The organism is Actinomycetota bacterium (genome assembly GCA_040905475.1).
In the GTDB taxonomy this organism is placed as follows: domain Bacteria; phylum Actinomycetota; class AC-67; order AC-67; family AC-67; genus DATFGK01.
This window is the reverse complement of record JBBDRM010000110.1, coordinates 1-23,770: the sequence shown is the minus strand read 5'-3', so window position 1 is coordinate 23,770 and position 23,770 is coordinate 1. Positions and strand designations below refer to the sequence as shown.

At 67.9% G+C, this 23,770-nt stretch carries 20 protein-coding genes; 14 read left to right on the top strand and 6 right to left on the bottom strand.

Going from position 1 to position 23,770, the window contains the following annotated elements; translation table 11 throughout:
- Positions 1-146: 146 nt before the first annotated feature.
- Positions 147-1,280, bottom strand: coding sequence for a glycosyltransferase family 4 protein (locus WEB06_13065; GenBank protein ID MEX2556542.1), 1,134 nt, complete (start codon positions 1,278-1,280; stop codon positions 147-149).
- Between the two features lie 68 nt (positions 1,281-1,348).
- On the opposite strand from WEB06_13065, the gene WEB06_13060 reads away from it, so the two are divergent.
- The 4 genes from WEB06_13060 to WEB06_13045 are packed head-to-tail and all read left to right on the top strand — an operon-like array spanning position 1,349 to position 5,553.
- On the top strand, positions 1,349-2,404 hold the full coding sequence (locus WEB06_13060; protein MEX2556541.1) for a lysylphosphatidylglycerol synthase transmembrane domain-containing protein: 1,056 nt from the start codon (positions 1,349-1,351) through the stop codon (positions 2,402-2,404).
- A 38-nt stretch (positions 2,405-2,442) separates the two neighbouring features.
- The gene (locus WEB06_13055; protein MEX2556540.1) at positions 2,443-4,074 is read left to right on the top strand and encodes an acyl-CoA carboxylase subunit beta; all 1,632 of its coding nucleotides are present in this window, start codon (positions 2,443-2,445) and stop codon (positions 4,072-4,074) included.
- A 4-nt stretch (positions 4,075-4,078) separates the two neighbouring features.
- A complete protein-coding gene (locus tag WEB06_13050; protein MEX2556539.1) occupies positions 4,079-4,354 on the top strand; it encodes a hypothetical protein in 276 nt (91 codons plus the stop codon).
- A gap of 17 nt (positions 4,355-4,371) precedes the next feature.
- A complete protein-coding gene (locus WEB06_13045; GenBank protein ID MEX2556538.1) occupies positions 4,372-5,553 on the top strand; it encodes a CoA transferase in 1,182 nt (393 codons plus the stop codon).
- Here the strand turns inward: WEB06_13045 and WEB06_13040 are convergent.
- The 3 genes from WEB06_13040 to WEB06_13030 are packed head-to-tail and all read right to left on the bottom strand — an operon-like array spanning position 5,550 to position 8,370.
- Positions 5,550-5,822, bottom strand: coding sequence for an ATP/GTP-binding protein (locus WEB06_13040; protein ID MEX2556537.1), 273 nt, complete (start codon positions 5,820-5,822; stop codon positions 5,550-5,552). The genes WEB06_13045 and WEB06_13040 overlap by 4 nt on opposite strands.
- Positions 5,822-6,589 (bottom strand): glucose 1-dehydrogenase, encoded by a 768-nt coding sequence (locus WEB06_13035; protein MEX2556536.1) that lies wholly within the window; start codon positions 6,587-6,589, stop codon positions 5,822-5,824. Before WEB06_13035 ends, WEB06_13040 begins: the two co-directional genes overlap by 1 nt.
- 11 nt (positions 6,590-6,600) lie before the next feature.
- The gene (locus tag WEB06_13030) at positions 6,601-8,370 is read right to left on the bottom strand and encodes a 3-hydroxybutyryl-CoA dehydrogenase (protein MEX2556535.1); all 1,770 of its coding nucleotides are present in this window, start codon (positions 8,368-8,370) and stop codon (positions 6,601-6,603) included.
- Between the two features lie 148 nt (positions 8,371-8,518).
- Between WEB06_13030 and WEB06_13025 the strand changes: the two genes are divergently transcribed.
- The 3 genes from WEB06_13025 (at position 8,519) to WEB06_13015 (ending at position 14,492) form a co-directional block, all read left to right on the top strand.
- Complete coding sequence (locus WEB06_13025) at positions 8,519-11,593, top strand: glycosyltransferase (GenBank protein ID MEX2556534.1); 3,075 nt, start codon at positions 8,519-8,521, stop codon at positions 11,591-11,593.
- Positions 11,594-11,600: 7 nt separating this feature from the next.
- Positions 11,601-12,380 carry a methyltransferase domain-containing protein gene (locus WEB06_13020; protein ID MEX2556533.1) on the top strand — a complete coding sequence of 260 codons (780 nt, stop codon included), beginning with the start codon at positions 11,601-11,603 and terminating at the stop codon, positions 12,378-12,380.
- A 108-nt stretch (positions 12,381-12,488) separates the two neighbouring features.
- Entirely contained in the window at positions 12,489-14,492 is a 2,004-nt protein-coding gene (locus WEB06_13015; protein MEX2556532.1) for a methylmalonyl-CoA mutase family protein, read from the top strand.
- Here the strand turns inward: WEB06_13015 and WEB06_13010 are convergent.
- Positions 14,489-16,054: a class I SAM-dependent methyltransferase gene (locus WEB06_13010; GenBank protein MEX2556531.1), complete on the bottom strand. Its 1,566-nt coding sequence runs from the start codon at positions 16,052-16,054 to the stop codon at positions 14,489-14,491. The two genes, WEB06_13015 and WEB06_13010, sit on opposite strands and share 4 nt — an antisense overlap.
- A gap of 65 nt (positions 16,055-16,119) precedes the next feature.
- Here WEB06_13010 and WEB06_13005 point away from each other — a divergent pair, with 65 nt between their 5' ends.
- From WEB06_13005 to WEB06_12975, 7 genes are all read left to right on the top strand, one after another.
- Positions 16,120-16,623 (top strand): acyl-CoA thioesterase, encoded by a 504-nt coding sequence (locus WEB06_13005; GenBank protein ID MEX2556530.1) that lies wholly within the window; start codon positions 16,120-16,122, stop codon positions 16,621-16,623.
- Between the two features lie 14 nt (positions 16,624-16,637).
- On the top strand, positions 16,638-17,336 hold the full coding sequence (locus tag WEB06_13000; protein ID MEX2556529.1) for a glycosyltransferase family 2 protein: 699 nt from the start codon (positions 16,638-16,640) through the stop codon (positions 17,334-17,336).
- A gap of 100 nt (positions 17,337-17,436) precedes the next feature.
- Complete coding sequence (locus tag WEB06_12995; GenBank protein ID MEX2556528.1) at positions 17,437-18,768, top strand: LCP family protein; 1,332 nt, start codon at positions 17,437-17,439, stop codon at positions 18,766-18,768.
- A 30-nt stretch (positions 18,769-18,798) separates the two neighbouring features.
- The gene (locus tag WEB06_12990) at positions 18,799-19,860 is read left to right on the top strand and encodes a glucose-1-phosphate thymidylyltransferase (GenBank protein MEX2556527.1); all 1,062 of its coding nucleotides are present in this window, start codon (positions 18,799-18,801) and stop codon (positions 19,858-19,860) included.
- A 1-nt stretch (position 19,861) separates the two neighbouring features.
- Entirely contained in the window at positions 19,862-20,827 is a 966-nt protein-coding gene (gene rfbB, locus WEB06_12985) for a dTDP-glucose 4,6-dehydratase (protein MEX2556526.1), read from the top strand.
- Between the two features lie 4 nt (positions 20,828-20,831).
- Entirely contained in the window at positions 20,832-21,695 is an 864-nt protein-coding gene (gene rfbD, locus WEB06_12980) for a dTDP-4-dehydrorhamnose reductase (GenBank protein MEX2556525.1), read from the top strand.
- A complete protein-coding gene (locus WEB06_12975; GenBank protein ID MEX2556524.1) occupies positions 21,692-22,669 on the top strand; it encodes an NDP-sugar synthase in 978 nt (325 codons plus the stop codon). Before rfbD ends, WEB06_12975 begins: the two co-directional genes overlap by 4 nt.
- A 54-nt stretch (positions 22,670-22,723) precedes the next feature.
- Here WEB06_12975 and WEB06_12970 read toward each other — a convergent pair.
- Positions 22,724-23,770: hypothetical protein (locus WEB06_12970; protein ID MEX2556523.1), on the bottom strand; the 1,047-nt coding region annotated here is incomplete at its 5' end.

Below are 23,770 nucleotides of genomic sequence, written 5' to 3'. Positions count from 1 at the left end.
CGACGCGCCCAGCGCGTCGGCGATGGCTCGGACCTTCACCAAGTGGTTGCGGTTGTCGCGGTTGCCGAGGGACCAGACCGAACGGTCGAACTTCGAAGCCATCTGCTCGTAATGTTCGATCTGCTTTCGGACGTTCGTGCGTTCGCTCATCGCGTCGCCGCCACGTAGACCTCGAGGTATTGAGCCGCCATCCGCTGCGGAGTGTATTCGGCCGCGGTCGCGCGGGCGTTCTGTGCCAGCAGCCGGCGCAGCCCCGCGTCCGCGGCGAAACGGCCGAGCGCGGCCGAAAGCTTCGTCGCGTCTCCCGGGGGCACGAGCGACGCGTTGACGCCGTCGTGAAGGAAGTCGGTCTGCCCGCCGAGGTCCCCGGCGATGACCGGCAGCCCGGCGTGCATCGCCTCGAGGTAGACGAGGCCGAACCCCTCGTGCGCCGACACGAGCGCGAACGCGTCGGCCGACGCGAGACGAAGGGCCTTCCCGTCCGCGTCGACCGGGCCGGCGAACACGACGCGATCCGGCGCCTCGGCCCGAGCGAGCGCTTCCAGCGCGACGCGATCCGGGCCGTCTCCGACGATCTCGAGCCGTATGGGTCGACCAGCCCGGCCGACCGCGCCGATCAGGGCGTCCAAGCCCTTGCGTCCGACCAGGCGGGCGATCGTGAGCACCACGACCTCGTCCGGAGACCAGCCGAGGGCGGCTCGATCCGGCTTCGGTAACGACGGCGCTTCCACGGCGCACGACACGACCGAGATGTCGGCGCGGCCGGTGAGAGCTTTGGCGCGCTGCGCGATGTCTCGAGAGATCGCCGTGACCGCGTCGGCGCCTCGAACGACCCGGCCGACGACGGCCTTGAGGGGCGGGAACCGGTCGGGGGAGAGACGGCTCGGGTCGTAGATATCGGCGCCGATCACGGTGAGGACGTGCGGGACCGAGGCGCGGCGCGCCAGAACGGCCCCCGCGGCTCCCGAGGGCACGGCGAAGAACGAATGGACGACGTCGAAGGTCCCGCCCGAGACGAGCCGGCTCCCTCCCCGGCGCGCCGCCGGGACGAACGACAGCAGCGAGGACGTGGATGCGCGCGCGAGCTCCCGCCGGCCGACGACCGATACTCGGACGACGTGAACGCCGTCGTCGAACGACTCGGACGGCAGCCCGGCTCCGCGGCTGGTCAGGACGGTCACCGAATGTCGGCCCGCGAGCTCGACCGCGAGGGTGCGCGTGAGCACACCGCCGCCCCCACCGAGCGGCGGGTATTCGTAGTTGACCAGCAGGATCCGCATGGACGTCGCCCCACCGCAGGAGGATGAGGAGTACAGGGTAATGTAGGCGCCGAGTCCGACGGAGCGAGATGGCAGACCTCACCCTCGAGAACGGCGATCGGCAGACGCCCGTCCGCAAACGCGGCGGCGGGCTGAAGATTCTGATCCGCATCCTCGTCGGCGTCGGCGTTTTCGGTTTCTTGATATGGCGGTCGGACGTCGGCGAGCTCTGGGACACGTTGCGCACGGCGAACCTCGGTTTCTTGCTGGGTGCGCTTGGGGCCATCTTCACCGGGCTGTTCGTCAGTGCGTTCCGATGGAAGGCATATCTCGACGCGCTCGAGATCGAGCTTTCGTACCCCACCCTCTTCCGTCTGTACTTCGTCGGTACGTTCTTCAATGCGTTCCTGCCGACGGGGATCGGCGGGGACGCGTACAAAGCCGTGCGCCTCGGGCGCGGCAAGGAGAGCCTCGCGCCCGCGTTCGCTTCGGTGTTCCTCGATCGCTTCGCCGGCGTCGTGGGCATGGCCGCTATCGGCCTCGTGTCGTCCGCGTACATCCTCGCCTCCGGCGACAACCGGCAGGGTGTGCCGCTCATCGCCCTTGGGGCTTCGATCGCGATCATGGGGACTGCGACCGTGCTGCTGCTGGGCGGCGAGCGCCTCCTAGGCGGGGGTCGCCTGATCAAGCACGAGGGGATCGGAGGCCGGATCCGCCGGGCGATCCGGCAGGTCCACGCAGCGGGACGCCACCCGGAAGCCGCAGGCCGCGGCTACCTATTCGGGGTGCTATTCCAGGGCCTTGTCTTCACCTACCACGTGATGATCGCGAAGGCGCTCGGCATCGATGGGGTCCCGATCGCGGCGTTCGCATCGATCGTCGTCATCTCGTCCCTGGCGACGATGATCCCACTTTCGCTGAACGGGCTGGGCTTCCGCGAAGGCGCCTATATCTGGGCGCTCGGCCGGTACGGCGTCGAGCACGATGTTGCGCTCGCGTTCGCTCTGCTCGTGCTCGCTGCGCTGCTTCTATCGAGCATCGTGGGGGGCATCATCTACGTCGCCCTCGGCGGCGAGGTACATGGCAGGGGGCACCTCCCCGCTACGCTAGAATCCGCGCCGTCCAGCGCGGCCGACGGCGACTAGGGGACCGGGCGCCGCGCCCACCGACCCGACGAGGAACCATGGCACCCAAGAAGTCAGGAAAGGATTCATCGAACGACCTCGGCGCCCCGGCTTCCGGACCGGCCGTCGCGCCGCAGACGAAGACCGTCGAAGAGAAGATCGCCGAACTGGAGAAGCGCCGGGCTGAAGCCTCCGGCCCGCCCTCGAAGGAGGCCGTCGAGCGCCAGCACGACCGGGGGAAGCTGACCGCGCGCGAGCGGATCGAGATCCTGCTCGACCCCGGCTCGTTCACCGAGCTGGACGCGATGGCCCGTCATCGGGCGCACGGGTTCGGGATCGAACGCACCCGTCCCTACGGCGACGGCGTCGTGACGGGATGGGGCTCGATCGACGGGCGAAAGGTCTTCGTGTTCGCCCAGGACTTCATGGTGTTCGGCGGGTCGCTCGGCGAGGTGTTCAGCGAGAAGATCTGCAAGATCATGGACCTGGCGCTGGAGACCGGCGCGCCGGTGATCGGCCTCAACGACTCCGGCGGAGCTCGGATCCAGGAAGGTGTCGTCTCGCTCGCGTCCTACGGCTACATCTTCGAGCGCAACGTCCGCGCGTCGGGCGTCATCCCCCAGGTGAGCGTGATCATGGGCCCCTGCGCGGGCGGCGCCGTCTACTCTCCGGCGATGACCGATTTCATCTTCATGACGAAGGAAACCTCGCACATGTTCATCACCGGGCCGGACGTCATCAAGACGGTCACCGGCGAGGAGGTCACCTTCGAGGAGCTCGGCGGGGCGATGACGCACGCCTCGCGCTCGGGGATCGCGCACTTCGTCGGCGAGGACGAGCGGCACACGTTGCAGATGGTCCGCTACCTCATGAGCTATCTTCCGCAGAACAACCTCGAGGATCCGCCTTTCTATCCGCCGACCGATCCCGCCGATCGCCGCGAGCAAGGGCTGGTAGAGATCATCCCCGACTCGTCGAACAAGGCGTACGACATGCGCGCGGTGGTCAAGATGGTCGTGGACGACGGCGAGTGGTGCGAGGTGTTCCCGCACTATGCGGAGAACATCCTCACCGGCTACGCGCGGCTCAACGGTCACGTCGTCGGGATCGTGGCGAACCAGCCGATGCATCTTGCCGGCTGCCTCGACGTCACTTCGTCGGAGAAGGGCGCTCGGTTCGTCCGCACCTGCGACGCGTTCAACATCCCCCTGATCGTGTTCGTCGACGTTCCGGGGTTCCTGCCGGGGACCAACCAGGAATGGGGCGGCATCATCCGGCGCGGCGCGAAGCTGCTGTTCGCCTTCAGCCAGGCGACCGTGCCTCGCATCTCGGTCATCACGCGGAAGGCGTACGGCGGCGCGTACGTCGTCATGAACTCGAAGTCGATCCGGGCCGACATGGCGTTCGCGTGGCCGACGGCCGAGATCGCCGTGATGGGGCCGGAGGGCGCCGTCAACATCATCTTCCGCAAGGATCTCGAGAAGGCCGACGATCCGAAAGCGGCGCGAGCCGAGAAGATCTCCGAGTACACCGACCGGTTCGCGAACCCGTACATCGCGGCGGAGCGAGGGTACGTCGACGACGTGATCGACCCTCGCGACACCCGCCCGCGCCTCATCAGCGCGCTCGAGATGCTCTTGACCAAGCGCGAGACACTTCCGCCTCGCAAGCACGACAACATCCCCCTCTAGTCGCATGGCAGAGCCTCCCGAGATCGAGGTCGTCGCCGGCTCGCCGACGCCCGAGGAAGAGGCCGCGATCCGGGAAGCCATCCTCCGCATATGGCGAAAGGATCAGAGCGAGGCGCAACGCGTCTCCGGCCGATCGCGTTGGGTCGTCGCCGCCCGCGCCGACTCTTCCGGCTGGGGAGCGGCCGACGTCCGTGGCTCCGACGCCTGGCGTCTGGCGCTGCGCCTGCCGGGCCTGGGGCTCGTGAGCGTTCGTCGCAGCGGCCGCGGCGACTCGAAGTGACCGCCGAGAACGCGGGCATGCCCCTGGAGGGGCTCCGCGTGATCGAGCTCGCCACGATCGTGGCCGGCCCGTCGACCGGCAAATACCTCGCCGACTTCGGCGCCGAAGTGATCAAGGTCGAGCACCCGACCACCGGCGACACGACGCGCAACATGGGCTTCAAGGATTCCGGCGTCGCCCTCTGGTGGAAGCTGATCGGCCGGAACAAGAAGCCGGTGACCCTCGACCTCTCTCATCCGAAGGGTCAGGACATCGCCCGCCGCCTGTGCGCGGACGCGGACGTGCTCATCGAGAATTTCCGCCCCGGCACGCTCGAGCGCTGGGGCCTCGGCCCGGACGTGCTCGAGGAGATCAACCCGCGACTCGTCGTGTTGCGGATCTCGGGCTTCGGGCAGACCGGCCCGTACGCGCGTAAGCCCGGCTTCGGGACGCTGGCCGAGTCGATCTCGGGCGTGGCCGGCGTCTCCGGGTTCCCGGACGGCCCGCCGATGCTGCCCGCGATCGCGCTGGCCGACGAGGTCGCCGGGCTCGTCGGCGCGTACGCCGTGATGATGGCCCTGCACGAGCGGGAACGCTCCGGGCGAGGCCAGGTGATCGACGCCTCGCTCTACGAGTCGCTGTTCCAGATCACCGGACCGCTCGTGATGGCGTACGACCGGCTGGGCGTCGTGATGGGACGGATCGGCAACCGGATCGCGTACTCGGCGCCGCGCAACGCCTACCGAACCGCCGACGGCCGCTGGGTCGGCGTGAGCGGAACCGCGCAGACCGTCGCCGAGCGGCTCTTCCGCGCGATCGGGCGGCCCGAGTTGATCGACGATCCGCGCTTCGCGACCAACAACGACCGGCTCGATCACATCGACGAGCTGGACGAGGTGATCGGCCGCTGGATCGGCGCCCACTCCCTCGACGAGGTCATGGAGGCCTTCGAGCGCGAGGACGCCGCCGCCTCCCCGATCTACGACGCGAGCCAGATCGTCGCCGACCCCCAGTACGTGGCGCGTGAGACGATCGTCACGGTCGACGACGATGAGCTCGGGCCGATCCGGATGCAGAACGTCACGCCACGCTTCGAGCGCACGCCGGGGCGCATCCGCCACGCCGGCCTGCCGATGGGCGCCGCGAACGAAGAGGTCTACGGAAGGCTGGGGATCACGGCCGAGAAGCTTGCCGAGCTCAAGGCCGACGGCGTGATCTAGCGCCGGGTGCGCTGCCAGCAGGGCAGGTGCCAGTGGCGTCGATGGTCCTCGGACCCTTCGCGCCACGCGACCACATGCTTGGTCCCGACCCGGATTTCCTGATTGCAGCCGGGGCAGCGGTACTCTTTGGTGGCCGAAGCCGGCTGGATGAGCCGCACCTGCCACCCGGGCGGGGCGGTCGCGACGGTGTCGGGCGCGCGGAGCTCCTCGGGCTCCTCCTCCGGGCGCCGAGCCCGGCGCTTCCGAGGCGGATAGTTCCGGCGCGGCACTAGATGGCGATCCCGCCGTCGATCTGGATGACGGTTCCGGTTGTGTACAGCGACGCGTCCGAAGCGAGGTAGATCGCGGCGCCGACGATGTCGGCGGTCTCGCCCCAGCGACCGAGCGGCACGCCTTGGACGGTGGCAGCCGCCACCGCGGGGTCGTCACGCCAGAGGTTCGTGTTGAGCGACGTCTTGACCCAGCCGGGACAGATCGTGTTGATGCGAACGTTCGCGTAACCCCACTCGACCGCGAGCGTCTTCCCGAGGTTGATCACCCCGGCCTTGGCCGCCCCGTAGAACGACAGCGTCGGAAACCCCTTGACGCCGGCGACGGATGAGACGTTGATCACCGAACCCGAGCCGCGCTCGACCATGTGCGCGCCGGCTTTCTGGCAGAACAGGAACACGCTCTTGAGGTTCAGCGCGATCCCCTTGTCCCACCCTTCCTCCCGCGTTGTGAGCAACGGCGCCATGAAGCGGGATCCTCCCGCGTTGTTGACCAGGATGTCGATCCCGCCGAGCCGACCGAGCGCCGCGTCCACGCAGCGCGCGACGTCGTCGGTCTTGGTCACGTCGCACGTGATCGGGACCCCCTTGCGTCCGGTCGCCTCGATCTTCCCGGCGAGCTCCTCGAGCTCTGTCGTGGTGCGCGCCGTGACGGCAACGTCGGCGCCGGCTCCGGCGAATGCCAGCGAGATCGCGGCGCCGATGCCACGCGACGCCCCGGTGACGAGGGCGCGCTTGCCTTCGAGCGAGAAGATCTCGGTTCCCATGGCCGTACTCCTTAGTAGGTGTAGAAGCCTCGGCCGGCCTTGCGCCCGAGGTAGCCGGCGTGGACGAGATGCTCGAGCAGCGGCGCGGGAGCGTATCCAGGTTCCCGGAACTCGCGGTACAGCGACTGGATGATCTGCAGCGACACGTCGAGCCCCACGATGTCGAGGAGCGCGAAGGGTCCCATCGGATGACCGCACCCGAGCTTCATCGCGTTGTCGATGTCCTCCGCGGTCGCGTAGCCCGATTCCAGCATCGTGATCGCGTCGTTGAGGTAGGGGAAGAGCAGCGCGTTGACGATGAAACCGGCGCGGTCCGGGCAGACGACGCAGTGCTTCCCCATCTTGGCGCCTGCCGCGAAGACGCTGTCTGCCGTCTCGTCGCTCGTGCGTATGGTGCGCACGACCTCGACCAGCTTCATCACCTGTGCCGGATTGAAGAAGTGCATGCCGACGACTTGCTCGGGCCGTTCCGTGACCGCGGCGAGCGCCACGACCGGAAGCGACGATGTCGTGGAGGCCAGGATCGCGTGCCCGGGAGCGATCTCGTCAAGGTGCTTGAAGTGCTCGAGCTTGACGTCGAGCTCCTCGGCGATCGCCTCGATGATCAGGTCGCAGTCGGCGAACGCGTCCATCTCGGTCGTCGTTTCGAGCAGCGCGCGCGTCGCCTCGAGCTTCTCTTGCGTCATCTTGCCGCGCTCGACGGCCTTCGCCAGCGACTTGTCGATCTTGGCAGCCGACTCGCTCGCGCGCTGCTTCGTGCGCGCGCGAAGGACTACCTTGTACCCGGCCTTGGTGGCCACCTCGGCGATCCCGTTCGCCATCGTCCCCGAGCCGAGCACGCCGATCTTGCGGATGTGCGCGCCGGCCGTCGCCGGAACTTCGCGGCGGTGGTGACCGGACTCCTTGAGACGCGGCGAGTCGGCTTCCTCGTACTCGTAGAAGCCGCGGCCTGCCTTGCGGCCGAGGAACCCGGCGGTGACGAATTGCTTGATGAGCGGGGACGGCGCGTACAGCGTCTCGCGGAACTGGCGGTACATCGCGTCGAGGATCTCGTAGGTCGAGTCGAGCCCGATGAGGTCGAGCAGCGCCAGCGGACCCATCGGGTGTCCGCATCCGAACTGCATCGCGGCGTCGATGTCCTCGCGCGTGGCGAACCCGGACTCCACCATCCGCGCCGCGTTGTTCAAGTAGGGGAACAGGAGCAGGTTCGCGATGAAGCCGGCGCGATCCTGACACACGACCGGGTTCTTGCCGAGAGCCTCGGCGAAGGACTTCGTCGTTTCGAGGACCTCCGGGTCGGTGACGACCGTCTTCACCAGCTCGACGAGACCCATCACCGGCGCCGGGTTGAAGAAGTGGAACCCGACGACCCGGCTCGGGCGCCCGGTCTGGACGGCCATCTCGATCACCGGCAACGAGGAGGTGTTCGTGGCGAGGATCGCGTGATCCGGGAGCATCCCGTCGAGGTCCTTGAAGAGCTGCTGTTTGAGCTCGAGCTTCTCGGGGATCGCCTCGACGATCAGGTCCGCTTCCTTGAGTCCCTCCAGGGTCGTCGAGCCTTTGATGCGCCCGATCGCCGCGTCGCGCTCCTCCGGCGCCAGCTTCCCCCTCTCGACGGCGCGGTCCATCGAGTTCCGGATCCGCGCGAGGCCAGCCTCGACTGCGTCGTCGGTCACTTCGCGGAAGACGACCGTGTAGCCGGCGCGGGCACACACCTCGCTGATGCCCGATCCCATCGTTCCGCATCCGACGACGCCGACCGTTGTGATCTGCTCGCTCATGGCTCCTCCGGATCTGCTCTTCGACTCCGAGCATTGTTGACGACGAGGGCTGTTCCGCGCGACTTGTCGACGGAAACTCGCCGTCACGTCCGTTCCGCTAACATCCCCGCTCTGGAGCGACCTCCATCCAAACGATCGACGCGAGTACGTGGAGCGAAAGACCATGGCGAATGAGGAGGAGCGCCTCTCGCGCATCGAGCGGGAGCTCCGGGAGGCGAATGGCCGGCTGGAGCTGGCTCTTCGTGACCTGCGTTCCTCCAGCGAGCGGGCGGACGCGGACGCCGCCAGGCTTCAGGAATATCGGAGCAGAGCCCGGCGCGCCGAGCGGCGCCTTGGGATCTTGGGCAGGCGGCCCGCGCTCCGGCTCGTCCTCAAAGCATCGCGGATCACCAGCGCTTTGCTTCGCCGCGCGCGGTTCGGCCGACCGCTCGAGCGACGGGCGCAGCAACGAGCGCAGCGAGACGTCGTCGCATCGATCCGCGCCCTCCGCCCGGGTGAGGAACCTCGCGAGGGGCCGCTCGTTTCGATCGTCGTCCTGACGCGTAACGGGAGCGGACACCTCCGGCGACTGCTTCCCGCATTGCGCGATCGCACCGCGTACCGATCGTTCGAGCTGATCGTGGTCGACAACGCTTCGGAGGACGACACGCCGGCCCTTCTCGCGCAGCCGTGGACGTTCCCGATCAGGGTCATCCGCAACGAGGAGAACGCGAGCTTCTCCGCCGGCAACAATCAAGGGATTGCCGCCGCGCGCGGCGACCTCGTCCTGTTCCTCAACAACGACGTCGAACCGATCAACGCCGGCTGGCTCGGCTCGATGGTCGGCGCCGCGCAGGAGGATCCCGCTCGCGCGGCGGTCGGGGCGTTGCTCGTGTATCCGCGAAGAGAAGGGAAGGGAAGCCCGAAGGATCCTGACGGGCTGACGATCCAGCACGCCGGGGTCGGCTTCACGTTCGCCGGAGGGGCGCCGCGCGCGCGGAACCTCGGGACGGGAGAGGATCCGCGCGACCCCGCGCTCGCCGCGACGCGGCGCGTTCCCGCGGTGACGGCGGCGTGCATGCTCGTGCACCGCGATCGCTTGCGGCGCGCCGGCGGGTTCACCGAGGGGTACGTGTACGGGGCGGAGGACGTCGATCTGTGCGTCAAGCTGCGCGCGGACGGCGGCGAGATCGTGCTCTGCGGCGGCGCAGCGCTCTTCCACCACGAGTTCGGGACGCAGGTGATGCTCCCCTCGGACGTCGTGCGGCAGAACCGAGCGCGGAACTGGGCGCTGTTCGCCGAGCGATGGGGGGCCCCGCTGTGCCGGTCCATCCGGCTCGATCAGCTCCTCGGCGACGGATCGTGGACCGGCCGGACCACGAGGACGATCGCGATCACGGTCACGAAGGACGACCCGACCGCCGGATGGGGCGACTACTACACGGCCCATGAGCTCGGCGACGCTCTGACCGCGAAGGGCTGGGAGGTCCTCTACATCGAGGGTCACCAGAACCGGTGGTACGCCGTGCAGCAGCACGTCGACGTCGTCGTCGTGCTGCTGGACCGCTACGACATCCGTCGCGGTCCCTCGGGCGCCTTCACGATCGCGTGGGTCCGGAACTGGACCGATCGGTGGATCGCCAGGCCCTGGTTCAAGCGGTTCGACGTCGTCGCAGCGTCGAGCGACGCCAGCGCGGCGATCATCCGGGAGCAGACCCTCCACGATCCGGTCACCCTGCCGCTGGCGTCGAGTGAGCGTTTCCGGCCGTCCGAGCCGCACCCGGACCTCGTCTGCGACTACACGTTCACCGGGAACAACTGGGGATCCGGACGGGCCGTGCTGGATCGGATCGACGTGCGCCCCGGCGAGACGTTCGCCTTGTACGGCAGGGGATGGGAAACGGTCCCCGAGGCGGCCGCCCATCGTCGCGGACAGCTGGAGTTCGAGCGCCTTCCTCAGCTGTACGCATCGTCCAAGATCGTGATCGACGACACCGCCGAGCATTCCCTGCCCTACGGGTCGATGAACTCTCGGGTGTTCGAGGCGCTCGCGTGCGGCACGCTCGTGATCACCAACAATGTGCGCGGATCCGAGGAGCTGTTCGGCGGAGCCCTGCCGACCTACGGATCGCGGGAGGAGTTGCGGGCACAGCTCGACCGTTACCTCGCCGACGACGAGCTGCGCGCGGACACGGCGCGGAAGCTGCGATCTCAAGTCCTCGCCTCGCACACCTACGCGCATCGGGCCGAGACCCTCCTGACCTCCGCCGTGGCGGTCGTTCGGCTGCCCTCGGTCGCGGCCCGGATCTCGACGCCGAACTGGGACGTCGCCGAGGAGTGGGGCGATACGCACTTCGCCCGCGATCTCTCCGGCTCGTTGCGCAGGTCCGGCTTCCGAACGAGCATCCACGTGCGGAACGAGTGGGACCTTCCGGAGTGCCAGGACGCCGACGTTGTCGTGCAGCTGCGCGGCCTTCATGACTACGCGCCGAAGCCGGGCCACCTCAACGTGATCTGGATCATCAGCCATCCCGACGACGTGGATATGGACGAATGTGAGCGTTTCGATCTGGTTCTCGCGGCGTCCGAGCCCTTCGCGGATGAGCTCTCCGCGAGGCTCGGCGTTCCCGTCCTTCCGCTCCTGCAGGCCACCAATAGCGACAAGTTCCGCCCGGTCCAGCCCGATCCCACGCTTCGTTGTCCGGTGCTGTTCGTCGGCGGCTCGCGGAAGCAGTACCGTCCTGCCGTCATGTGGGCGATCGAGCTCGGCGTGCCGCTCCACGTGTACGGATCGAACTGGGAGGGCCTGATCTCCCCGGAGCATCTCAAGGGTTCGTACTTCCCCAACGAGCGGTTGCGTGAGCTCTACTGTTCCGCCGACATCGTCCTGAACGACCACTGGCCCGACATGAGCAAACACGGCTTCATCTCGAATCGGATCTTCGACATCCTCGCGTGCGGGGGCTTCGTCGTCTCGGATCACGTCGAAGGGTCGCAGCGGTTGCTCGGCGACGCCGTGCCGGTGTTCCGGAGCAAGGAAGAGCTCGCCGAGATCCTCGCGCGCTACGCCGACGATCCGGAGGCGCGGAGGGCGCTGGCACAGGCGGGCATGGAGCTCGTCAGGCGAGAGCACTCGTTCGACGCGAGGGCTCGACAGCTCGTCCCGATGCTCGAAGAGCGGCTCCGCTCCCGGCCTTCGACCATCGAGGACATGAGCGGCGCGACGCTGGGCGATCGCGGGTGACCCTGCATTGAGCGCTCCTCACTTCTGTCCCGCGTGCGACGAGGAGGTCGACGCGTTCCTTCCCGGGCCCGGCGGCCGACCCGGTGCGCGATGCCCGCACTGCGAGGCGCTCGAACGGCACCGTCTGCTGCGGATGGTCCTCCGATCCCACCGGTACCTGATCGTTGAGCCGGCGCGCGTGCTCGACATCGCGCCGGCGCCATCGACCCGGCGGACGCTCCGCCCGGGCCTGGGCCGCCGCTACGTCGGCGTGGACCGCTTCATGGCAGGCGGGGTGGACGTTCGTTGCGACCTCACTCAGCTTCCGCTTCAAGCCGTCGCCTTCGATCTGATCATCTGCTACCACGTGCTGGAGCACATCCCCGACGACGGCGGTGCGATCCGGGAGATGGCGCGCGTGCTGAAACCAGGCGGGATCGCGATCGTCCAGGTGCCTCGCCGCCGCGGGGTCCCGACCGACGAGGATCCGTCCGCCCCGGAGGAGGTCCGCATCACCCGGTTCGGCCAGCACGATCACATCCGGTGGTACGGGGACGATTTCGAGTCGCGGCTGAAAGAAGGCGGTCTTCTCCCCACGGTGGTCCAACCTGCCGGCGAGCTGTCCGCGAAGGAGATCGAGCGCTTCGGCCTCATCAAGGACGAGGAGATCTGGATCTGCAAGCGGACCGATCCTTACTCGGGGCTCGCGCGGCGCAAGGGGGTCTCACGGCTATTCCCGCTGCGGACGTTGCCGTTCCGCGCGACGAGGAGGCTTGGCCGCAAGGCCGGCAGACCGGCCCGGCGCTAGCCGGTCGGCCGGCCGCGGAAGTGGCAGAAGCGCGCCGCAGCGACCTCTCCCACTTCGCATCCGGCCTCTCGCGGCCCCAAACCGCACCTTCGCTACCATGGGAGCGAGATGGCCGTGAATCATCCGAAGGACGAGCCCTGGCTCTTCCGCACCTACGCGGGCCACACGAGCGCGCGGGCGTCGAACGAGCTCTACAAGAAGAACCTAGCCAAGGGTCAGACGGGGCTGTCCGTGGCCTTCGACCTGCCGACCCAGACCGGTTACGACGCCGACCATCCGATGGCCGCAGGCGAGGTCGGCAAGGTGGGCGTCCCGATCGGCCACCTCGGTGACATGAGGGCCCTCCTCGACGGGATCCCGCTCGACAAGATGAACACGTCGATGACGATCAACGCGACGGCGATGTGGCTCCTGTCCCTGTACATCGCGGTCGCCGATGAGCAGGGAGCGCCGCGCGGATCCCTGTCGGGGACGACGCAGAACGACATCCTCAAGGAGTACCTGTCGCGCGGGACCTACATCTTCCCGCCCGGCCCTTCGATCCGGCTGATCACCGACATGATCACGTTCTGCGCGGACGAGGTCCCGAAATGGAACCCGATCAACGTTTGCTCGTACCACCTGCAGGAGGCCGGCGCCACGCCGGTCCAGGAGGTGGCGTTCACGCTCGCGAACGCCGTCGCGGTGCTGGACGCGGTGAGGGCCTCCGGCCGGGTGCCCGACGAACAGTTCGCCGTAGTCGTCGGGCGCATCTCGTTCTTCTGCAACGCCGGCCTCCGTTTCATCGAGGAGACGTGCAAGATGCGCGCGTTCACCGAGCTCTGGGACCGGCTCACGCGCCAACGCTACGGCGTCGCCGACCCGAAGTTCCGCCGTTTCCGCTACGGCGTTCAGGTCAACTCGCTCGGGCTCGCCGCTTCCCAGCCGGAGAACAACGTGTACCGGATCCTGCTCGAGGCGCTAGCCGTGACGCTGTCGAAGGACGCGCGAGCCCGCGCGCTGCAGCTCCCGGCGTGGAACGAGGCGCTCGGGCTCCCGCGGCCGTGGGATCAGCAGTGGTCGCTCCGCCTCCAGCAGATCCTTGCCTACGAGACCGACCTGCTCGAGTACGAGGATGTCCTTCGCGGGAGCGAGGTGATCGAGGTCAAGACCCGCGAGATCGCCGACGGCGCGTGGGCCGAGATGGAGAAGGTCCTCGGGATGGGCGGCGCCGTCGAAGCCATCGAGTACATGAAGTCGGAGCTGGTCGGCTCGCTCGCGCGGCGTCAGCGGGCGATCGAGTCGGGCGAGATCACGGTTGTGGGCGTGAACCGCTACAGCGAGGCCGAGCCCTCGCCGCTCGATACCGACGAGGCGATGTTCGAGAAGCTCGACCCCGAGGCGGAGAAGCGCCAGATCGCGAACCTCGAGGGGTGGCGGGCCTCGCGCGATCCCGGCGCAGCGGCCCGCGCGCTCGACGCGCTCCGGGCCGCCGCGCTCGGCGCCGAGAACCTCGTCCCGGTGTCGATCGAGGCCGCGCGCGCCGGAGTGACCACCGGCGAGTGGGCCGACGCGCTCCGCGAGGCGTTCGGGGAGTTCCGCGCCCCGACCGGGGTCGGCCGGACCGCGCTGACGCGCAACGGTCACGAGGCGCTGGAGCAGGTCCGCGCCAAGGTGGCCGACGTCGCCGAGCGGATCGGAGCCACGCGGCTCAGGATGCTCGTCGGTAAGCCGGGTCTCGACGGTCACTCCAACGGCGCCGAGCAGGTCGCCGTCCGCGCGCGCGACGTGGGCTTCGAGGTCGTCTACCAGGGGATCCGCCTGTCGCCCGAAGCGATCGCCCGGGCCGCGGCGGAAGAGGACGTCCACGTCGTGGGGTTGTCGATCCTCTCCGGCGGGCACGCGCTGCTCGTTCCGGACGTGCTCGATCGTATGCGCGCGCACGGCGTCGATCCGGCGAAGGTTCCGGTGATCGTCGGTGGGATCATCCCGCCTGCCGACGCTGCCAAGCTCCGGGAAGCCGGGGTAGCGGCGGTCTTCACGCCGCGCGACTTCGATCTGACCCGGTTGATGGGTGAGGTCGCCGAGCTCGTCGCGGCCGCGCACGACGGCGGCCGACCCGAGCAGGGCTAGGGCCGCTTCTCCTTCGTACCCTCGCTGTTCTTCGCGCGCCCGAAGCCCCCCCGGCGAACGATCGTCCGCGCGACGTTCCGCGCTTTCCAGAACGCGCTGGCCTCCATCCGCTTGACCCGGTCCTGAGCCGTATTGAGCTGACGGCGCAACGCGTCTCGCTCCCGCAGGTGTTCATTCAACGTTGCTTTCTGCTCCTCGAGCCACGTGGACGGAGCCGGCTCCGTGCGCATCGTGTCGAGCCGTCCCGCACCGGACCACAGAGGACGCGCGTCCGGCCATTTGGCGACGAGCAACTCCCGCGCTCGATGGAAAGCGGCAGAGGGGAAGGCGAACGGGGAGTTGCGGAAGCATGGGGCTTCGACGACGACGTTCCGTAACCCGAGCGCGTTCGCGGCCAGACAGAGGTCGGCGCCGTACAGGTGGAACCCGAGGGACGGGTCGAATCGCAGGGGAGTGGTTCGGCGCACGGCGAGCACCATCTCGTCGACGCTGCCGACCTCGGCCGGCAGGGGCACCGGTGTGTCCGTCAGCTTGTCGCGATCGACGATCCGGCCGACCTGCTCGACCTCACCGTCGCGGCCGCGGGTTCCGAACGCACCGATCACGCCCACCGGCGCGAACTGGGCCTCGGCTTCCTCGAAGCCCCGGGTGAAGAACGCGTCCCAGCCTCTCGGCAGGTACATGCCCTGCTGCACGAAGACGACGAGCTCGTTCTTCGCCGACCCGATCTCCTCGTTGAACGCGTCGGCGGCGCTCGCTGAGCTTCGGATCAACAGCAGCTCGTGCGGCGTCCCCGGTGCGAAACACGGCGAGCGCATGAGGTTGGACCGAAGCTGCTGCTCATCGTTGACGGCCGCGACGAACGTGACGGGCCGGGACGCCGCCTCGGCGACCGGTAGCAACTCGCCCTTGAAGATGTACTCGTAGGCGTCCAGATACTTCTTGGCGTGCCCGGGATCCACGGCGAATCGGTCGAGCAGCGGCCGGGCCGCACGAACGTCCTCGTCCGTGATCGGGGCCGGGACGATCGATTCGACGCTCGGCAAGAACCCGGCGTCCAGCATCATCTTCGTGACGGTCGCGTGTGTGAAGAAACGCAGGTGCGTGGAGTCCAGGAGGCCGGCGGGCTGATACATGAAGTCGGCGCGAAGCAGCTCCCTGATGATCGTGAAATGGCCGATGTTCGGGACAGATATGAGCACGATGCCCTTGTCGGAGAGCAGCCGGCGAACGGCGACCAGAACCGCTTCTGGGTTCACCAGGTGCTCCAGGACGTCGCCGAAGAGCACGCAGTCCAGCGAGCCGGGCTCGATCGGCGGCAGCTCGCGTTCGATGTCGAGCACGAACACGTCGTCGATCCGGGATCGTGCGATCTCGGCCGCAGCCCGATCGAGCTCGACGCCGGCGATGTACCGCTCGGGGTCCTGCTGCTTCAGCTCGGAAGCCAGCCGTCCGTTGCTGCACCCGACCTCGAGGATCCGTTTGGCGTCTCGCGGCACGCCGCGGAAGAGATACTCGTTGAATCCCTCGTAGTAGTCCTCTGACGGGGGCTGGGGAAACATCGTGGGATCCCTCCGCGGCCGGAAGACGCCTCGGCCGCATCTTACCGGCGTAGGATGCAATGCCGATGACCGAGGAGACGCGCAAACCGTCTGAGTCCGCCGTAGTGCTATCGCAGGCTATGAGCATCACGGACGCGAATCTGTCGGGGAACGTTCACGGTGGCGTGATCATGAAGCTCTGCGACACCGCCGCCGGCCTCTCGGCCGTCAAGCACTGCCGGAGCCGGGTCGTGACCGTTGCGATGGACGAGATGGTGTTCATCGAGCCCGTGTATCTCTCCGACGTCGTCACGCTGAGCGCGCAGGTCAACGACGTGGGTCGAACCTCCATGGAGATCGGGGTCCGGGTAGACGCCGACAACACCATGTCCGGCGAGCGACGCCACGTCTCGACCGCGTATCTGGTGTTCGTGGCCCTCGACAAGGACGGCAACGCCAAGCCCGTCCCTCGGCTCGAGCCCGAAACCCCCGAGGAGCGCCGCCGGATGGCCGAAGCGAAGATCCGACGCGAGCACCGCCTCGCCCGCAAAGACGCGATCCTCAAGAGGCGGGCGGAGCACGGCGAGTAGGTTAGGATTCGGACGTGCCGGTCTCGAAGCTCACGATCGCGGTGCCGGTCTACAACGAGCGCGCCCGTGTCGCCCGCGCGTTGAAAGAGCTGAACTCGACGCCGTTCCCAGTCGAGACCGAGATCATCATCGTCGACGACGGGTCGATCGACGGCACCTGGGAAGAGCTGGGCCAGATGATGCTCCCCGAGCAGATCCGGCTGATCCGTCATCCACAGAACCGGGGGAAGGGCGCGGCCCTCCGAACCGCGCTCGAAGCCGCGACCGGCGACGTATTCGTCCCGTTCGACGCCGACCTCGAGTACGACCCCGGGGATCTCGCGAGATGCCTGCAGCCGCTCATCCGCGACGATGCCGACGTGGTCTACGGCACGAGGAACTTCGGTTCTCACACCGCGTTCTCGTACTGGTACGTGCTCGGCAACAAGTTCCTCAACACCTGGGCCAACGTTCTGTTCAACTGTTACATCTCAGACCTCGAGACCTGCTTCAAGATGGTCCGGACGCCGATCCTACGGACGCTGGGCCTGAGGTCGGACGGCTTCGATATCGAGGCCGAGGTGACGGCCAAGCTTCTGCGGGCCGGTCACCGCCCGTACGAGGTGCCGATCAGCTACAAGGCCCGAACCCGAGCCCAAGGGAAGAAGATCGCCTGGCAGGACGGCGTCATCGCGCTCTGGGTGATCGCGAAGATCCGCTTCGGCAGACGCTGAACGCGGTCGCTGTACTTTCGAGCAGAACGGCCACACCCGGAGCGGGTAAACTTGGTTGGTTCGTTCGCAGTTCTCTTTCTCGAGGTGGGTTGATCCGCGCGTGAAACAACAGGAACGTCCGACGATCGAGTTCCGCAGCTTCCGGGAGAAGCCTCGCCGGAAGCGCAAGGTGCTCAGGATCGCGCTCATCGTGTTGCTCGCGCTCGGACTCCTGATCGGGGGCACCGGCCTCTACGTCTGGAACTACATCAACGACAAGTTCGAGCAAACTCACCAGGACCTGAAGGTCGACCCGCTACCTCCCGGGCAAGCCCAGAACATCTTGGTGCTCGGCTCCGACCGGCGCGACGTAGTCGACAAAGCGCAGCAGGACGATCGCGCCTTCCGAGGTGGCACCGGAAGGCGAGCCGACACCATTCTCGTAGTCCACGTGCCTGCCGACCATCGATCGGCCACCGTCCTGTCCTTTCCGCGCGACCTTCGCGTGAAGATCCCGGGAAAGAGCGGCTTCTCCAAGATCAACGCCGCATACAGCGGCGGGCCCGATCTCGTGATGGACACGATCAGAGCGCACACAGGGTTGAAGATCCATCACTACGTCGAGATCAACTTCGCTTCGTTCCAGGAGATCGTCGATGCCGTCGGCGGGGTTCGGCTCTGCGTCGATCGCGCGTACGACGACAAGGAATCGGGCCTCATCATCAAGAAGCCGGGGTGCCAGGTCTTCGGCGGGAAGCTCGCGCTCTCCTACGTCCGCATGCGGAAACAGGACCCGCGCGGCGACTTCGGACGGATCGAGCGACAGCAGCAGTTCATGCGGGTACTCATGAGCAAGGTGACGAGCATCGGGTTCCTAACCGACATACCACGTTTGATAAAGCTCGCGAACGCCGTCAAGAAGGGGATCGTCACCAACAAGGAGCTCGATCTCAATGAGGTCCGCGGGATCGCGAACAAACTCGCCGATTTCAAGCAATCGAACGTCGACTTCCGGGTCGTCCCTTCCTTCCCGGACTACATCGGGGGCGTTTCGTACGTGATCCAGCGGGACAAGGAAGCGAAGGCTGTATACGCGGCTCTTCGGAACGACACCGAGCTGCCTCCCTACGGGAAGACCGGCGCGTCGATCCCCAAGCCGGAGGATGTGACGGTGACCGTGCTCAACGGAACCATCACCGTTGGGCTGGCCGGCAAGGTCCGCGACGACCTCGAGGAGCTCGGCTTCGACGTCCGCGAGATCGGCAATGCCGACCGTCGCGACCACGCCACAACGACGATCTTCTACAAATTCGGAGCCGAGACGAAGGCTGCCCTGCTGAACGACGAATTCCCCGGCGCCGTCGTCAAGGAAGGCTCAGCCAAACAGGACACCGACATCCTCATCGTCCTGGGTGCCGATCAGGTGCCGTCGGCGAGCCCCAGCCCGAGCTAGCCCGGCCGACCGGGTACTCTTTCGCTCGAGATGAAAGCGCTGATCCCCTCCGGCGGAGCCGGAACCCGGCTGCGGCCGATCACCCATACCTCGGCCAAGCAGCTCGTTCCCATCGCCAACAAGCCGATCCTGTTCTACGGGCTGGAAGCCCTGGCCGAAGCCGGCGTGCGTGAGGTCGGGCTCGTGGTCGGCGATACGGCACCCGAGATCGAGGAGGCCGTCGGGGACGGGTCGCCTTGGGGGATCGAGGTCACGTACATCCCTCAGGAGGCGCCGCTCGGCCTGGCCCACACGGTGCTGATCTCCCGGGAGTTCCTCGGCGAGGACGACTTCGTCATGTACCTCGGCGACAACGTGCTCAAGGGCGGGATCACGAACCTCGTCCGAGCGTTCACCGATCGCCCCTGTGCAGCGCAGATCTTGCTCGCCCACGTTCTGGATCCGCAGCGGTTCGGGGTCGCCGAGCTGGACGGGGATCACATCGTGCGGCTGATCGAGAAGCCCGAGAACCCCCCCTCGGACCTCGCGCTCGTGGGCGTGTACCTGTTCACGCCGCTGATCCACGAAGCCGTGCGCGCGATCCAACCGTCCGGGCGCGGCGAGCTCGAGATCACGGACGCGATCCAGTGGCTCATCGATAACGGTCACGAGGTCCGGCCGCACCTGGTCGAGGGCTGGTGGAAGGACGCCGGAAAGCTCAACGACTTGCTCGACGCGAACCGGCTGATCATGGAAGACCTGAAGCCGGAACGGTCGGGGACCGTGGACGAAGCCTCGAGCCTGGTCGGTGCCGTCGTGCTTCAAGAGGGCTCGGTCGTCGAGAACTCGACGATCCGCGGTCCGGCCGTCGTCGGCCGGGGCACGCGGGTGATCGACACGTTCATCGGTCCGTACACGGCCATCGGCGACGCGTGCGTCATCGAGGATTCCGAGATCGAGCACTCGGTGATCATGGAGCGCTGCGTCGTTCGCGGGATGCACCGGCTCGAGGACTCGCTTCTGGGGAAGGAAGTCACCGTGGAGCGATCCGACGACAAGCCCAAGGCGTACCGGCTGATGGTGGGGGACCACGGCCGCGTCGGAGTGATCTGACGTGCGCCTGTTGGTCACGGGCGGCGCCGGGTTCATCGGATCCAACTACGTGCATTGGGTGCTGCGCGAGCGCCCCGACGTCGAGATCACCAACTACGACCTGCTGACCTATGCCGGCAACCTCGAGAACCTCCGCGACGTCGAGGAGGGCCCGCGCTATCGGTTCGTCAAGGGCGACATCTGCGACTCAGCGCTGCTCGACGAGGTCGTGCCGGGCCACGACGCGATCGTGAATTTCGCAGCCGAGTCGCACGTCGATCGTTCGATCGACTGGGCGGCGGAGTTCGTTCGGACGAACATGCTCGGCACGAACGCGTTGCTCGACGCGGCGCGCCGCCACAAGACGCCGCGGTACCTTCAGGTCTCGACCGACGAGACGTACGGCTCGATCGACGTGGGCTCGTTCAACGAGGAAGACCGGCTCGACCCCTCGAGCCCGTACTCCGCGTCGAAGGCCGGCGGCGACCTGCTGGTGCGCTCGTATCACCGCACCTACGACATGCCCGTGCTGATCACGCGCGGCTCGAACACCTTCGGGCCGTACCAGTATCCGGAGAAGGTCATCCCACTGTTCGTCACCAACCTCCTCGAGGAGAAGACGGTTCCGCTGTACGGCGACGGCATGAACGTGCGGGACTGGATCCACGTCGAAGACCACGTCTCCGGGATCCACGCCGTGCTCGAGAAGGGCGAGGTGGGCCAGATCTACAACGTCGCCGCCGGCAACGAGCTGACGAACGTCGAGCTTACGAAAGCCCTCTGCGACCTGCTCGGCAAGCCGCACGCGCTGATCACTCCGGTCGCCGACCGGCCCGGCCACGACCGCCGCTACTCGGTCGACACGACGCGGCTCCGGGCGCTCGGCTGGACGCCGCAGTGGGGCTTCGACGACGCGCTCCAAGCCACCGTCGAGTGGTACCGGGAGAACCGGTGGTGGTGGGAACCGATCCGCGCGCGGCAGGAGTGAGCGCGTGCGGGTTCTGATCACCGGCGGGGCCGGGCAGCTCGGCCGCGACGTCGCCGCCGTACTCGGAGACGACGCGATCCCGCTGTCGCACGCCGAGCTGGACATCGCCGACGCCGACGCCGTCAGAGCCGCCGTGCGGGCTCACGCGCCGGACGCGATCGTGAACTCCGCGGCGTGGACCGACGTCGACGGGTGCGAGGGCGACCCCGAGCGCGCGCGGCTGATCAACGGGATCGGGGCGGGGAACATCGCTCGGGCGGCCGGGGACGCACTCGTCGTACAGGTGTCGACGGACTACGTCTTCGACGGCCTCGCTGGCCGGGCCTACATCGAGACCGACGAGGTCAACCCGGTGTCTCACTACGGCCGCTCAAAGCTCGAAGGCGAACGCGAGGTGGCGGCGAAAGCGCGCCGCTGGGCGGTGGTGCGGTCGGCGTGGCTGTACGGCACCGGGACCAAGAACTTCGTGGCGGCGATCCTTCGCGCGGCCCGGTCGCGCGACCGTTTGTCGGTCGTGGACGACCAGGCCGGTTCGCCCACGTCGACACCGGATCTTGCCGTTGCGCTCGTCGAGCTGATCGAGCGCGGGGCGACCGGCGTGCTGCACGGCGTGAACGCGGGGATCTGCTCGCGCTTCGAGTTCGCGCGCGCGGCGTTCGAGGAGGCCGGGCTCGATCCCGAGCGGGTCGAACCGGTGCCGACCTCCGCGATGCCGCGCCCGGCCGTGCGCCCTGCCTACGCGCCGATGGACGGCATAGCGTGGCGCGCCGCCGGACTTCCGGTGCTGCGTCCGTGGCGGGAGGCGCTGGCCGAGGTCGTGCCCGGGGTTCAGGCTTCGCTCGACGCCGAGGCCGGCGCGGTCCGATGAAGGCCCTGATCCTCGCCGGCGGCGAGGGCACTCGCCTGCGTCCACTCACCTACACGATCCCGAAGTCGCTCCTGCCGATCTGCAACCGCCCGTTCCTCGAACATCAACTGCGCCTCATGCGCACGCACGGGATAACCGACGCGATGCTGCTGACGGGCTATCTCGCCGACGCGTTCGATCCGTTCGTCGAGCGCATGGCGGGGGAGGGGATCCGGCTCGAGGTGGTTCGCGAGACCGAGCCGCTCGGCACGGCGGGCGCCGTGCGCAACGTCCTGGATCGGATGGACGGAACGACGATCGTGTTCAACGGGGACGTGTTGACCGATCTTGATCTGACGGCGCTGCTCGCCGCGCACCGCGCGACGGGCGCCGTCGCGACGTTGACGCTGACCCCGGTCCAGGACGCTGGGCCCTACGGCCTCGTGCCGCTCGACGACGCCGGGCGCGTGCAGGGGTTCGTTGAGAAGCCGCCGCCGGAGGTCGCGAGCAAGGGTGGCCTGATCAACGCCGGCACCTACGTGCTCGAGCCCGAGACGCTCGCCGACGTGCCGGCCGGCGAGATGTGGTCGTTCGAACGGCAGGTGTTTCCGGTGCTTGTCGAGCGCGGCTCGGTGTTCGGATTCCCATCCGACAAGTACTGGCTCGACATCGGAACGCCCGAACGGTACCTGCAAGCGCATTGGGATGTGCTGGCCGGGCGCGCGAAGACCGCCGAGCCGGTCGGGCGTCGCGCCGGAGACGTCCTCCTCGACGTGGGCGCCGAAGCACCCGACGGGGTTGGGATGGCGGTTCTCGGCCTTGGGGCGCGCATCGAGGCGGGCGCTGAGGTGGCGCGAAGTGTCCTGCTCGACGGGGCACACATCCGCACCCGCGCGCGCGTGCGTGGGTCGGTCCTGGGGCCCGGTTCGGAAGTCGGGAAGGGCGTCGCGTGCGAAGGGTCGATCATCCCAGCGGGGCAACGGTACGCTGGTTGAAACAACTGCGGACCCATCGGCAGCACGCATTCCGCAGCCCGGCGAGGCCCAACTTCAGACGGAAGCCGCGGGTGCGCACTCCTCTCGAGGCGGCAACGGGCTCGTTTCGCGCCGAAGTCGTGGCTCTGCCATCGCCGCGGCGAGGGCGAGGAGCCCGATCGGCCCGATCATCACCCGGGTAAGGCTCCGCGGGATCAGCCACGCGATGCTGAACGGCGTCAGCATGTACACGAGGAAGATGGCGGCCAGCCCTCCGAGTGCGGCGGTGGTCGCCATGGCCCGCGGGCGTGAGAGGACCAGGACGATGATGATCGCGGGGAGGAGCAAGCCCCACGAGCCCGGGTCGAAGATCTCGCCGAGCATCGAACGAGCGATCGTCGGCACGCGTCCGAGGACCGTTTCCTGCACCCGGTTCTGGAAGAGGTAGCCCGACAGCTGGTGAGCCGTCGCGAAGATGATCCAGGGCAGGACGGTGGCGATGACGATCGCGGCGCAGGCCATTGCAGCGCGGCGACGCCGGTCCCACAGTGCAAGCGCCCCGATCACCACGACCGCCAGGATGGCACCCTCCGCCTTCGTCGCGGCCGCGCCGCCGAGGAGGATGGCTGCCGGAGCGATCCCGCCGCGTTCCTCTCGAGACGCGAAGAGCAACGCCGCGCCGGCGACCGCGAACATCGACGACGGAACGTCGGCGTAGCCTTTCATCACTTGAAGGAGAACCACAGGAGAGACCGCCCACGCGAGCAGGACCAGTCCGGAGGGTCGACGACGCCAGCCGACCCCGACCAGAGCAAGCGCCCCGGCCGTCCACAGCCACGCCAACTGGACCTGGGTCGGGAAGCTGCGCGTGTAGTCACCGGAAAGCTGATACGCGGTCGCCTGCCATGCCGGGAGAAGGGGCGGGTAGAAACGGCGCGAGTACTCCGGGGCGAGGAAGGCCGGATTGTCGAAGGAGTCGTACTGGGCGAGCGCCTTTGCATCCATCGACCAGATCGCCCAGCCGTCCCACGCGGGAACCGGCCGCCAGAACGACATGACCATCAGCACTGCGCCGATCATCCCCACGACTCCCGTCGTTACCCGTGCGCTTCCTTCCTCGCG

Coding starts and splice junctions, on each gene's coding strand:
- WEB06_13065 (MEX2556542.1), bottom strand. CDS start 1,280: ATGCGGATCCTGCTGGTCAACTACGAATACCCGCCGCTCGGTGGGGGC.
- WEB06_13060 (MEX2556541.1), top strand. CDS start 1,349: ATGGCAGACCTCACCCTCGAGAACGGCGATCGGCAGACGCCCGTCCGC.
- WEB06_13055 (MEX2556540.1), top strand. CDS start 2,443: ATGGCACCCAAGAAGTCAGGAAAGGATTCATCGAACGACCTCGGCGCC.
- WEB06_13050 (MEX2556539.1), top strand. CDS start 4,079: ATGGCAGAGCCTCCCGAGATCGAGGTCGTCGCCGGCTCGCCGACGCCC.
- WEB06_13045 (MEX2556538.1), top strand. CDS start 4,372: ATGCCCCTGGAGGGGCTCCGCGTGATCGAGCTCGCCACGATCGTGGCC.
- WEB06_13035 (MEX2556536.1), bottom strand. CDS start 6,589: ATGGGAACCGAGATCTTCTCGCTCGAAGGCAAGCGCGCCCTCGTCACC.
- WEB06_13030 (MEX2556535.1), bottom strand. CDS start 8,370: ATGAGCGAGCAGATCACAACGGTCGGCGTCGTCGGATGCGGAACGATG.
- WEB06_13015 (MEX2556532.1), top strand. CDS start 12,489: ATGGCCGTGAATCATCCGAAGGACGAGCCCTGGCTCTTCCGCACCTAC.
- WEB06_13010 (MEX2556531.1), bottom strand. CDS start 16,054: ATGTTTCCCCAGCCCCCGTCAGAGGACTACTACGAGGGATTCAACGAG.
- WEB06_13005 (MEX2556530.1), top strand. CDS start 16,120: ATGACCGAGGAGACGCGCAAACCGTCTGAGTCCGCCGTAGTGCTATCG.
- WEB06_12990 (MEX2556527.1), top strand. CDS start 18,799: ATGAAAGCGCTGATCCCCTCCGGCGGAGCCGGAACCCGGCTGCGGCCG.
- WEB06_12975 (MEX2556524.1), top strand. CDS start 21,692: ATGAAGGCCCTGATCCTCGCCGGCGGCGAGGGCACTCGCCTGCGTCCA.